Raw genomic sequence first — 14,075 nt, 5'->3', positions numbered from 1 at the left:
AAATAGGTTAATCCGTCAGTGAATAAGGACGATCCTCTCCGTTGAACAATCGCTTTTTGTTCGGGCTGGAAGTCATCTCGAAAGTGAGCGTTCCACCGTTCATGATGTCATCCTGCGTGATGTATCCTTTGGTATAAGGTTTCCCGTTTAGCTTTACCGCTTTTACATAACGGTTCTTGTCGCTGACTTTATCGGCTTTTACCTCGAAAGTCTTGCCATTCTCCAAGCGGACCTTCATATAGGGAAGGTAAGGAGCGCCTAATACGTATTGATCCGTACCCGGGCAAACCGGATAGAATCCCATGGCGGAAAGGATATACCAAGCGGACATCTGGCCGCAGTCGTCGTTACCGCAAAGGCCGTCGATATTGTTGCGATACATCTTATTCATGATCTCACGTTGCCAGTATTGGGTTTTCCAAGGCTGGCTGGTCCATGTGTATAAGAATGGGATGTGATGGCTGGGTTCGTTGCCGTGTACATAACCTCCTAGTAATCCTTCTTTGGTTACGTCTTCGGTCTCGGCAAAGAACTCATCGGGAAGATGCATCGTGAATAAGGAATCCATTTTAGTGATGAATGCTTGCTCGCCTCCCATCAACTGAATCATACCATTGACATCTTGAGGGACATAGAAGGAATAATTCAAGGCATTTCCCTCGATAAACCCTTCACCGTGCGTGCTTAACAAACTGAAGTCCTCTTTGAATTTACCATTCGTATAACGGGGACGAGCATATCCGATCGAGGTATCGAATACATTCGCGTAATTGGACGCACGTTTTTTATAGGTATCGGCCACGGATCGGTTTCCCGCTAATAAAGCTGTATTATAGATTGTCCAATCATCATAAGCATACTCCAAAGTCAAGGAGCCTGCGCTACCGTTGCGATCTAAAGGAACATAACCTAATTCCATAAACTCTTTGGTTCCCTCATAATACGGAATCGTAGAACTGCTGATCATCGCTTTTAACGCGGCGTCTTTATCAATCGGTAATCCTTTGGCGATAGCGTCCGCCAAGACAGAGACGGAATGATAACCGATCATGCACCAGTTCTCGTTTGCCATATGGCTCCAGATCGGCAAGGCATGATGAACGCTTTGCTCGCAATGTTTCAACATGGATTTGGCGATATCCGTGTTAACTTGTCGGTTGATGATATTGAACAGGGGATGTAGGGCACGATACGTATCCCATACGGAGAATACGGTATAGTTCGTGAATCCGTCCGCTTGATGGATATTATGGTCGAGTCCGCGGTATTGACCGTCAACGTCAGTGTATACGCAAGGATTGATCATCGTGTGATACAAGGAGGTGTAAAGCATAGCCAATTGGTCATCGCTTCCTTTCGCGTCGATGACGGAGAGCGCCTTATTCCAAGTATCGGAGGCTTTGGCGGCTAATTGGTCGAAGTCTGCACCGGAAGCCTCGGCACGTAGATTTTTTAAGGCTCCCTCGGTGCTGACTCCGGAAAGGGCGACTTTCACTTCCAACTCATCAGACATTTTCGGATCGAAATCAAAATAAGCGACGATCTTACGTCCTCCGATATCCGGGAAGTTCTCTTTCATATTGAACTTGGCATAACCGCCCCGATAATCAACTTTCGCTTTCTCTTCGCATCCGTAATGCGTGATCGGTTTGGAGAAAGACATGGCGAAATAAGTATAGTTGGTACGTGCCCAACCGTTTGTAATACGATAGCCGGTTACCAGCGTATCGTTCTCTACACGAATATTGGTCCAAAGAACTTTGCCGTCATAGTTATAGATCCCGTGAATCATATCAAGGATAATGCGTTGGTTCTCACTGTTCGTAGGGTATGTGTATTTGTGGATGCCGGCCCGTTGGGTAGTGGTTAGTTGCGCCTTTACGCCATAATCGGCGAGCATCACCTCATAGTATCCGGGACGGGATATCTCGGTGTCATGCGAGAAGCGGGAACGGTAACCGCCATCGGGATTCGTGGCTGTACCGGGATTTAGCTTCAACGTTCCGGTGGTAGGCATAATCAAGATGTCTCCTAGGTCGGAGTGGCCGGTACCGCTGAAGTGGGTGTGGCTGAAACCTACGATGCTGCTATCCTTATGTTGGTAGCCGGCGCAATACTCGTAGGAACGTGGCTGGTATTTACCGTCTACGTTGTGCGGTATGGTATCCGTATCCGGACTGAGTTGCACGAGTCCGAAGGGTACGCAAGCGCCCGGGAATGTATGTCCCATTCCATTTGTCCCGATGATCGGGTTTACAAGATCAACTACATTGGTCTGTGCGATCGCTACTGTTGAGCTGGCTGCCAGAAAAAGGCAACACATCGATTTCTTGAGATTTATCATGTCGTATCAATTAGTTAGAAAAGGATGAAACATAAAAGGCCACCTTTGATAGTTCCAAGGATAACCTTTGATAGTGACAAAGGTAACCTTTTATATTTTCAGATCAATAAGTATAGTAGTCCTCTATCATTGTCAAGTGCTAATTTGTTAATAATGGATTTCTACTATACTTAGTTGATATTTAGAACAATGAGTTAGCCTCGTTCGGAGATAAGTTTGCGTTAGCATCCAATTGTCTTTGCGGAATAGGGAAGATATTACGCTTTGGTTCGTTGGATGCAGTCTTGTCCCACCAAGAAGTGGTTACGAACTTGTTGAAACGAACCAAGTCTGTACGGCGGATTCCTTCGAAAGCAAACTCTCTACCTTTTTCGGCCAAGAACTCATCCATGGTCAGAGTAGCGGTCGTATATTTCGCTTTCTCCCAATCCTCTGCCTTGAAAGAACGTTGACGAACGCTGTTGATCATATCTACCACTTCTTGCGTTGCTTTGCCCCCGTTCTTACGCATCAAGGCCTCCGCTTTGTTATAGATAACCTCGGAATAACGGAACATCACCCAGTCGTTGTTCATATCGCCGGTAGTACCCGGTTGGATCTCATACTTGATAGAGCGAGCGCCGCTGTTTTCTTCGCCCTCGGTCATGGACTTAATGTAGTTTACGAATACCAAATCCTGCCCATTGTACTCCTCTGAACCTTTCAAAGGCTCTGCGGTCGTGTCGTAGTAGTAATTACCGTTTTCATCCACTTTGCGAGGATATTGCTTACCGATCAAGAAGCCTTCCACCTTTCTCAAGTCGTTATCAGCAAATGAGTCATAGAAGGTAGGTTGTGTCACCAGACCGTTCCAAGGCCCGGATTGCAAATCCCAGCCAGTTTGGTGTGCGTAATGCAACCAACGTTGATACCAGCCCATTCCTTTGGCATATACTTCATCATACACGATTGACCAGATGATCTCGGTAGATCGCTTGTCGTTATCCGCACGGAAAGTGTCGTTCCACTTCTTATCCAATGCGAAACCTCCCTTAGCTAATTCATCGCAAGCTGCGATACAATCATCCCAGCGTGCTTGTCCAGTATAAATTTCCGCATTCAAATAGAGACGAGCCAGTAATGCGTAAGCCCCCCATTTGGATACACGTCCGTAGGTCTCTGTTTTACTCTCTGACAAAGAAGGAATACTCTCGTTTAACTCTTTTTCGATCCAAGCGAATAACTCTGCGCGAGATTTGGAGGAAGGATTGATTTCACCGATTTTCTCGCAAATTGGAGCCGTACCGAACATATCCATCACATACCAATAACAGTAAGCGCGATATACACGCATCTCCGCTTGTGCTTGTGCTTTAGACATTGGAACTTGGAGTGCTTCAAAATCTATATTCTCTGTATCTGTAAGGAAGTTGTTAGCATATCCGATACCTTCAAATAATTTTTTCCAAGCATCCACTACTTGACCATCCGTAGGAATCCATTGATGGCGGTGTAGGCGAATCCAGTCTCCATTGTCATAGCCGTGGCGACCTTTTTGAGGCCATGCGGCACCGTCGGAAGATAACTCGTTACATGACCAAGGCGATTGGGCTACTTGCATGGTTCCACAGAAGTGCCCCCATGGACGCATCATGGCGGCCATTACCTCGCCTGCATTGTTGTAGTAATTTTCAGCGATTACCGAGCTATGTATTTCCTCTGTCAGGTCCGTACAAGAGGTAAATGCGGTAGCTCCCAGCAATAATGAAATTGCGCATATATTTTTTAAAGCTTTCATTGTATTGTCTTAAATCTATTGTTACTTAATTAGAATCCAAAATTAACGCCAAACGTGAAGGTACGGGTGGTGGGATAAGATCCGCGCTTCTCTATACCTGCTTGTAGTCCTGTTACGTTTACGTCAGGGGTTAAACCTGAGTATCCTGTAATAGTCGCAAGATTGGTGACATTACCATAAATACGTAAGTTGCGCACATATTTATTATTTTTGAAGTTGAATGTATAACCTAGTGTCACGTTATCGATCTTCAAGAAGTTCCCTTTCTCTAGATAATAAGAAGAGAACAATGGTTGCTCTGTTACCTTGTTCTTCAAGGCATCCTTATATACGTTTGTGCCAGACTGATCGATATTGACAGTCGTTCCGAAATAAATAGCACCCTCGTTCAATACGTCATAATCAAACATACCGCGCAGGAAGAAGCTGAAGTCAAAGTTCTTATAGGTAAACGTGTTCTGCAAACCAGCCTTGAATTTCGGCAAACCGTTACCGATAAAGGTACGGTCAGCGTCAGACAGACCTTCCTTTCCGTCTATGTCGCGAAGATTCCAAGTTCCGTCCGGGTTGATGCCATCGCATACATAACCGAAGAATGATGCGATCGGCTGTCCTTCTTGTAGGCGGTAAGCCTTGCCCGGGTTGCCCGGAGAGGGCAGGTCATATTGATCCTCGTAAGAAGATTTGTACACGTCGTTAGACAAAGATGTCAATTTATTATTCTCGTATGAGAACGTGAAATTAGCCGTGTAAGAGAAATCCTTAGTCTTTACGACCTCTGCGTTTAATGCTAATTCTATACCTCTATTTCTCATCGTGCCTACGTTGGTGGTGATCGTGTTGTAGATCAAAGATGGCTGTTGGGCATTGTAGCTACTGATCAAGTCGCGAGTCGTACGACTATACCAATCGATCGTACCATTTAGGCGTCCACCTAGCAAGCCGAAGTCGAAACCTACGTTCAAGGATTCATTCTTCTCCCATTTCAAATCTGGATTCGGGTTGATATTCGGACCGTAAGTGGCGGTTAGCCATGAACCGGTGTAAGCGTTCCAAGCTCCAGCGCCTGTACCGTAGGTAGCGAGAGACATATACGGATCGGTAGGCAAACTACCCGTGATACCGAAACCGGCACGGAATTTCAATACGTCGAACACTTCTTGGCTCTCCATGAAGTCCTCACGAGAGATCATCCAGCCTGCGCTGACAGAGGGGAACCAAGCCCATTTGTTGTTCGCTCCGAACTTCGTGGAACCTTCACGGCGGATAGAGGCGCTGGCCATGTATTTACCGTCGTAATTATAGTTGGCGCGGGCGAAGAAGGCGATCAGTTTGCTGGTCTCTTTTTTACTCTTCATCTCGGCCTTACCATCTTTTAGGTAACCGCCGGCTTCTAGGTTATTGGTACCGAATACGTCCGTCAAGAAGTTCTTGTTCTCGGCGCTGAATTGCTCGTATTCAAAATCTTGGTAACTGTATCCCAGCAAACCGGTAATATTGTGTACGCCGTTGATGGAAGTATTGTAGTTTGCTGTCCATTCAGTGGTACGGTTGGTATTCTGATAATATTCTTTTTTGGCGCGTCCGTTTGTACCGTCTTTATGTTGGCTATATTCCTCACGCATACTATAATCGTTAGTTAACGCATCGTTCTTCTCCATAGCGAAGAAAGCGGCGGCTGTCAAACCGGGGATAATCTCATATTGAGCCTTGAAGTTCGCCAATAAATTCTTGAATTCCTTTTTCTTGGTACGCTGGTATATGCGGGCTACCGGGTTGAAATCTTCGTAACCGCTGTAAGTTTCCCAGAAGGAGCCGTCTTCCTTATAAATAGGCATCGTCGGGTTGATACGGATAGCCTGGTATAATATGCCGTAATTAGGGATATCTCCTACCTTATCCACATCATCGGAAACTGCGTCCACTTTCACGAAAGAGTTTGCTAGATTGAAAGAAAGCTGTAGTTTATCATCAAACGCACGGTGGTTCACGGCGATAGAGCCATTGATCGTTTCACGGCTGGTGTTACGGATCATACCATCATTCTTTTTGTAATTTAAAGAAGCGCGATAGTTTGTCTTACCATTACCACCTGTAGCGGTCAAGTTGTGTACATGGGTGAAATTACTCTTATTCAATAAAGCGTCGTAATGGTTATCCCGTCCACCAAAGTCGCGGATATTGGCGTTGTTAGTTTCTTTGCCATAAGCGACGAACTCGTCTCCATTTAAGATTTCCGGTCGTTTATAAACCGCCTCGTGCATGATATATCCTGAGTAATCCACTTGAGTAGTTCCGGCTTGCGGACGTCTCGTGGAGACGATGATCACACCGTTATTACCCCGGGTTCCGTAGATAGCGGCTGCGGAACCGTCTTTCAATACGTCGATCGCCTCGATATCCTCGGGTGCGATAGCGTTCAAAGAAGTCATATTACCCGGCATACCGTCAATAATAACGAGAGGCTCATTGCTACCTTTCAGAGATGAGGCACCACGCATCTGTACTTTTACCTCGCCATTAGGGTCGGTGCTACCACGTGATACAGTCAGACCAGCTACACGTCCTTCCACCAATTGCATCGGGTTCACTACCGGTGCCTTGTTAAAGTCGGATGCTTTCACGCTGGTAACGGATGAGGTGATCTCACCTTTCTTTTGGGAACCGTAGCCAACGACTACTACCTCGTCTAGTGTCTCAGAGTCTTCAGCTAAGACTATGTTCAATGTTTTTTGCCCGGTATAACGAACTTCTTGGGGTTTGAAGCCGATGAAGGAAAATACCAATGTGCTGTTATCCGGCACATCCAAGGTGAAATTTCCGTCAAAGTCCGAAGCTGTTCCGTTCGTGGTTCCTTTCACAACAATACTAACGCCAATCAGAGGTTCACCCTTTTGGTCTTTTACTACACCTTTAATGGTTGAACTTTGCTGTGCGATCTGATGAATCTCCATGTTTCCCATTTCAGGAACAGTAGAATCTCCGGCCGCATAAGAGGACTGAAACATTAAAGATAAACAAAGTAACAAAGAGGTTCGTCCACCTAATAAAGTCAGGCATTTCCTCGTCTTACCTTCACTCTTTTTTTCCATAAAAACATTAAATTAAAAGTTAATAATGTGCTTCCCGAAGGAAGAATACACACAAGCGGTTTGCTTTGCTATTCGACAGCAATATTAATAGGTCTTAACGAATTGAAGAGTGCTTTGAAATGCCAAAGAAGTGTCATGAAATGCATATAGCAGATTATGATACTCTTTTGGTAGATTATGACACTATTTAGGAATCAATGATTTATGCCTCTTTTGTGCGGTATTCCTTAGGTGTCATGTTATATTTACGGGCAAATTCCCTATAGAAGTATGATTTGTTAGAAATTCCTACATTATAAATAATTTCCTGAACGCTCATGTTGGTATTCACGAGTAATTGCGCTGCATAGTTTAACCTATAATCCTTTATAAAATCACTCGGCGTCATAGTAGATATTTTCTTGAAACGACGATATAAGATGCGAGTGTTTATATTCAATGCGTCCGCTACCAGCTCGGGACCGAGTCCTTCCTTGCTGACATTTTCTTTGATGATAGAGGTTACGGTGTCAAGGAATTCCTTGTCTTCTTGATGTAATAATTGCCCTTCCGTATATTGATAAGCACTTTCCGGAGAATAGAAATACTCTTTTAATTCTCTTTGGTTAGTCATCAATCGATTCACGACGGATAGGAGAACTGTTGGCGAGAAAGGCTTGGTTAGATAGGCATCCGCTCCGATATTAAGTCCTGCCGCTTGCTCTTGGTCTGATATTTTAGCAGAGATGATAATAAGCGGGATATGGCGGGTATATTTATTTTCTTTGATAAGCGAGATCAATTCTAATCCGTCCATATTAGGCATCATGATATCGGTGATGATAAGGGACGGAGTGTATTGTTTGAGGAATTCCAGAGCCTTTTCCGCATTATAAGCTTCTTGAACCTGATATTCGGAAGAGAGGGTTTCCGTGATTAACCAGACGATGTCTTTATGATCGTCGATAACGAGTATCATCGGTTTATCTTCCGTCTCTTTTTGTGCCGTATGTGAGATTTGCGGCTCTTGTATATCCGTGTTTGGGGAAGGAAGCGATACGGGAATCTCTTCGTCTATCGTGTTGTCTGAGGTCTCCTCTACGATGCCAAAAGGTAAGGTAACTGTAAATTCAGCATATTGGCCGACCTCACTCTCTATGTCGATTTTACCACCTAAGGATTGTACGAGGCTGTGACAGATAAATAAGCCGAGGCCATTCCGTGTCGTATTTTGCCTGTTATCATCGTTATCCATCGTGCCAAGGATACGATATCGGTCGAAAATATTTTGCATGTCTGCCTCCTCGATTCCTTTGCCGGTGTTGTAAACTTTAAGGACGAGGAAGTTCTCCTCCTCATGTAAGGAGATACGAACCGTGCCCCCGTCTTCCGTATACTTAAATGCGTTGGAAATCAGATTTGCTAGGATCTTCTTGAAATAGACGGAATCCGTATTCCAATAAAGCTCTTTGGGAGCATCGATCTTGAATTGGATTTGGTGTTGCTCGGATAGTGGGTAAAACCATTCGAATTGAGTTCGCAAAAGAGAGGATACGGATACTCTCCGGATGTGCGTATGACTGAATCCTGCGTCTTCCGCTTTTCGGAAATCAAGGATTTCTTGGATAAGTCCGTTCAGTTCCTCTACATTTTCCCGGAGGACTGAAGTGTATTTTTCTAATGTCTTGTCTTTTGAGGTGGCGGCATAGGCTTGGATATAATTCTCCACGCCATTGATCAAGGTAAGCGGGGTGCATAGCTCATGCGTAATGTGGGTAAAGAAATTCAGCTTGGACTCGTATAGCTTCTCTTTTTGCTCCTCCTTGATCTTGTCTGCGATCTGCTTCTGTTTCTTTAGTATTTGGTGATGGATACGATAGGTGGCGATGATGAGCAAAACTGTACCGATAAAAAGATACGTGAAAATGGCTAACGAGCTTAGATAAATAGGAGGTAATACCTTGATAGGTAGAGTGTATTCTTTTGCTGACGAATCAATGACATCGTTGCGATAACGGACTTTCAGCAAATATTCCCCGTACGGTAGGTTCATGAAAGTTACCTTGTTTGTCTTTTGCAATTTTTCCCAAGAGGAATTATAGTTGACCAACTGATACGAATACTCGTAATTCTCCCCGTTGATGTAATCCGGAGCGACGAACGCAATCGTTAACGATTGCACATCAGCCGGAACCGTTACACCGTTCCGGCTGATGTCCTTATATAATGGAAGGATTTGTTTATCCATTTGCAACTCGAAGAAACTTAATTCGGGTTGATAGGTATGCTCCGGCTCCGTTTGTTTATTTACCCAGACTAATCCGTTGATGCCTCCAAAGAATAAACGCTCGGAGTATGGGCATTTCCAATAAGCGTCATCAGAGAATTCCGTGACGCTAAAGTAAGGCTGATGATAATTATGGAAAAAGTTGTTCCGGGGATTATATTTGGTGAGACCTTTATTGGTACTAAGCCAGATACAGCTATCGTTCCCCTCATGGATACCATGGATCATGTCGTTTACGATCCCGTCGCTTTTATCGAATTGGCGTAAACGCATCTTTCCCCCTCTGAATTTAATCCGGGTGAGACCGGAGCTGGCGCCTGCATAAAACGTGGAATCTTCGGTCTGGCATACGGAAAGCACATCTCCAATGGCCGGGTTTCTTAAATTGTTGGTTTGCAGGAATTCATATCCTTGATTGAAAATATTGAAACGAATGACTCCGTAACCGCCACGGCTCCCGAGGAACAGGGTAGAGTCGTTGTCATATACCATCGATTGGATTTCTTTACAGATGTTCTTTCCGTTTTTTAACGGGAAGGTTTGTACCTTCCCGATTGTAGGTACGGCTTTATCTATATGTAAGGTAACCTTTTGCAATCCGTTACCCGTTGTCGCTAGCCATAATGTGGAATCATCTACCTCGCAAATAGAGTGGACATAGCGTAGAGGGGTGGTGTCTTCTCGTTGCGGTATCGTTTTTATTCGTTTCTCTTTATACGAATAACAGGTCAGTCCCGGGCCTTCCGTGCCAATCCAGATACATGGATGGTACTCGCTTTTTTGGAAGCAATACACACGGTTGCTGGATAGGCCGTCGGCGGTGGTAAAATGCGTGATAGCGCTTTGTGGGATCATCTTTTTGTTATGGTAAGTGTCATACGCTTGTATCCGGACAATACCGTCTCCTTTTGTCCCGAGCCAAAGGGATTGATCATCGTCTGTATATAAAGAACGTATGGGGTTCTGTATATTAATCGGTAAATCCTTGAGTAAGATAGAGCCGAAAAGATCGGGTTTGTCATAAAACATCCGTATACCTTGCCCGTCTGTTCCCAACCAGAGAATCTCCTGCCTTTTATCGTTCATTAGGCAAAAGATACCGATGCCCATATTTATCGTGTTTTCCGGTTGGCTTAGGTCTAGAATATTGCCGTTACGGAAAACGATATACACATTGGATTGGAAGGTGCATATCTTGATGATGTTACCATATTGTTTTGTCATTTCAGGCAGATCGAACAGGAATTCTTTCCCCTTTCCGTCTACATGCTGTCGATATAATTTATTGTCGGTATCTACTATGAAAATATGATTATTCTCGTAAAATGCGGATAAGATCGGTTTATTATGGAATTGGCGTTCTTCCGATAGCAAATTAAAAGTAGTATCGGAGAAATCCGGAGTCAACTTTTTCAGTATGCCCGAGGCTAATAATAAATAAAAATGTCCGTCCGTCCCGGCGAATAAGGTACGTACGGTTTGAGGGCCTACTCCTTCTCTCGGCAGGTCCCGGAACCCATCGCTAGATGGGGTGTAGCAAGAGATTCTGTTTTCCTTACAAATAGCGAGCGTGATGCCGGATGAATCGGAGGCCAATAGATCGCATTCCATGTATCCGGGGAAAGACTCGGTGACTTTCCGTTCTTTTAGTGAGAATTTATTGATACCTAAAGAGGTTGATATCCATAAAAAGCCGGGTTCTGCGTCGGATATTTTGTGAATGATATTACTACAAAGAGAGTTTTTGTTATTTAATTCGAAACGATATACATACGTATCTTTTCCGTTGTATAAGTTAAGTCCGTCGTAAGTCCCGATCCACAAATAGCCATCCGGATCTTGATGCATGCAAATAATAGCGTTATTTGAGAGATCAACCATAGAAGTTTTATGCAATACGGTTGAGGCAAATAGGTCTGTTTGCGTGATCAATATAAGGAAACTGGTTAACGCTAGAATAAGCCTTGTGAATCTCATGTATTTAAGATTTAGTGTTTGTTTTCAGCGCAAAGATAATATCTTTATGAACGAACAGAAAAGAATTCACTTTTTTGTTTACTTTTGCAAAAAGCAGGGCTTTCGTATAAATTAGAATGTCTGACGTATGATAATACGAAATAAAGTAAGTGACAGATGGAACAATGTGAAGAGAATTCTCAAGAAAATGACGATGTGATAATAGAGAAAGAAATTTCTAAATTAATAGAAGAACAGCGTTTATTTACGGAGAGTATATATGCTTGTCTGCCGGTGGGTATTGAAATTTATGACGCACATGGTGTGCTGCGTAGTATAAACGACCATGCGTTGAGGATGTATGGTGTGGATGACCGGACATCGGTGGTGAATATAGTCAATCTTTACAAAAGTCCATTTGTTGATTCAGAACTTTTAGCTCGGATACAATCGGGTGAAGATATTTCCTTGGAGTTTGAGTATGATTTTGATCGGGTTAATAAGGATGCATATTATTCTTCCTATAATAAAGACACGATGATCTATGGGGTTAAAGTTATCCCGATATGGAGTAGAAAAAAACATCTTATCGGACATATATTACTCGCAAATGATATGACTTCCGTGAAAGAGGTGGAATTCCGTACGGAAGAAAGCAAGAAAAATCTGGAGATGGCCATGAAAGCGGCTAATATGGCTTCTTGGGTATATGATGTGAATAAAAAGGTTTTTAATCCATTATATGGACTAACCGTAGCCAAAAAAAATATGCCAATGGAGGCGGTACTGGATATTTTGCATCCCCAAGATCGAGCTCCGTTAATCCGGCTCTTCTCTCAATTGATAGGAAATGAGATAGAACAAGGACAAATGACTTTGCGTTTCTATAACGAGCAAGAAGAGATGTATCGTTATTATGAGAGCCGGATGCGCCTATCGACAGAACATCGTGGAAAATTGCAGATCATCGGGACACAAATGGATATAACCGAAAGGTTGCAAATGGCCAAGAAAGCGCAGGATCTGATCGCAAAACGTGATCTGGCCATGAAAGTCAGTAATATTGTTCATTGGGATTTTGATGTAAATTCCCAGAAATTCGAATCTTATAATGATCCGATCAACGATTACGTTTCAGATCGATTATTGACCGTTTCGGAGTATATGGATGTTATATACCCCGAGGACCGGTCTGTTTTTTACGACGCAATGCAATCCCTGATAGCTGGAAAGAATGTCACCATCAATTTTACCTGTCGCATACAAACCAAGTATGATGAGACTTGGCAGTATTGTGATTTTATGGGTGTCCCTTTCGATCAAGATGAAAATGGAGATATAATACGCTATACGGGATTCAGGCAAAACATTCCTAAGATCCAGCAATTGAATCGGGAACTTAAAGAAAGAAATTACAAGATAGAGCTTTCTTTCAAGACGGTTGGTATGTCGTATTGGGATTTTGATGTAAAAAGCCTGAAATTCAGTGCTTTTAATGATCCTATTAATGATTTTTATTCGGAAAAGACAATCACTCCCGAGGATTATTTGAACGCTACACATCCGGATGATGTGGTTTTTGTGCGGAAATATATGGAGCATATGTTCCGGGGCATAGATAAAGATTTCAACGTTAAATATCGTTCCAAAACCAAATGGGATGACGAGTGGCAGACCTTATTGGTTACTGGAATCCAGGTTGAAAGAGATAAAGAAGGCCATGTGACTCGCTATACCGGTATTACGATCAATAATACGAAGTGGGAGAAGATGATTCAGCAATTGAAGGAATTAAAGGAGAAAGCGGAACTTTCGGATCGTCTCAAGTCTGCGTTTCTCGCTAATATGAGTCACGAGATACGTACCCCGTTAAACGCTATTGTTGGTTTTTCAGAGTTAATGGTAACTTGTGATGATCCGGAAGAAAAAAAAGAATATATAAATATCATCCAATCCAATAATGAGTTGTTATTGCGATTGATCAACGATATCCTTGATCTTTCCAAGATAGAGTCAGGCATAATTGAACGTAGGAAGGAGAATTTCAATCTGGCTAAGGTTTGTAATGAGTTATTTGTTACGATTCAGGCGAAGATGACAAATCCGAATGTCGAGTTACGTTTAGATGGTCCCAACTCGGAGTGCTGGGTACTTCTGGATAGAAACCGGCTTAAGCAAGTATGGATGAATTTCCTCACTAATGCGGTAAAATGCACCAAATCCGGATATATTAAAATGGGATATGGCATTGAAAGGAAAGGTCTTCGTATCTATGTTGAGGATACGGGAATCGGTATACCGGATGATTTGCATGACAAAGTATTTACCCGTTTTGAGAAATTGAATGAGTTCTCGCAGGGTACCGGACTTGGCTTGACGATCTCCAGAGCTATCGTAGAAGCGGCAGGGGGAGAAGTGGGCTTTACTTCAAAACTTGGTGTCGGATCTACTTTTTGGGCATGGTTGCCTCTTCGCCCTTAGGTCTGACTCCCCATTTATTGGTAATGTCCTTTTAAAATAGTGAAGGATGAGAAGCTTTTTTATCGCAATTTATAGGGATTTTAGAACTGGTGTAGCATATGTGACAGAAATATGACGATAATTCTCCTACCTTTGCGGCGGTAAAAATGTGGTATTAGA

At 43.3% G+C, this 14,075-nt stretch carries 5 protein-coding genes; 1 reads left to right on the top strand and 4 read right to left on the bottom strand.

Annotated features, from left to right (window positions below; all coding sequences use genetic code 11):
• Positions 1–7: 7 nt before the first annotated feature.
• The 4 genes from DW205_RS05140 to DW205_RS05125 form a co-directional block, all read right to left on the bottom strand.
• The gene (locus DW205_RS05140) at positions 8–2,344 is read right to left on the bottom strand and encodes a GH92 family glycosyl hydrolase (protein ID WP_008777747.1); all 2,337 of its coding nucleotides are present in this window, start codon (positions 2,342–2,344) and stop codon (positions 8–10) included.
• A 181-nt stretch (positions 2,345–2,525) separates the two neighbouring features.
• Entirely contained in the window at positions 2,526–4,121 is a 1,596-nt protein-coding gene (locus tag DW205_RS05135; protein ID WP_005867390.1) for a RagB/SusD family nutrient uptake outer membrane protein, read from the bottom strand.
• A gap of 29 nt (positions 4,122–4,150) precedes the next feature.
• Entirely contained in the window at positions 4,151–7,213 is a 3,063-nt protein-coding gene (locus DW205_RS05130) for a TonB-dependent receptor (RefSeq protein ID WP_009016819.1), read from the bottom strand.
• A gap of 202 nt (positions 7,214–7,415) precedes the next feature.
• On the bottom strand, positions 7,416–11,456 hold the full coding sequence (locus tag DW205_RS05125; RefSeq protein ID WP_005867393.1) for a response regulator: 4,041 nt from the start codon (positions 11,454–11,456) through the stop codon (positions 7,416–7,418).
• Between the two features lie 156 nt (positions 11,457–11,612).
• Here DW205_RS05125 and DW205_RS05120 point away from each other — a divergent pair, with 156 nt between their 5' ends.
• Entirely contained in the window at positions 11,613–13,916 is a 2,304-nt protein-coding gene (locus DW205_RS05120) for an ATP-binding protein (RefSeq protein ID WP_008777749.1), read from the top strand.
• Positions 13,917–14,075 lie beyond the last annotated feature (159 nt).

The sequence above is a fragment of the Parabacteroides sp. AM17-47 genome (genome assembly GCF_003434625.1).
Taxonomy (GTDB): domain Bacteria; phylum Bacteroidota; class Bacteroidia; order Bacteroidales; family Tannerellaceae; genus Parabacteroides; species Parabacteroides distasonis.
Note: the sequence above shows the minus strand (reverse complement) of the source record. Positions and strands in the feature narration are given on the sequence as shown.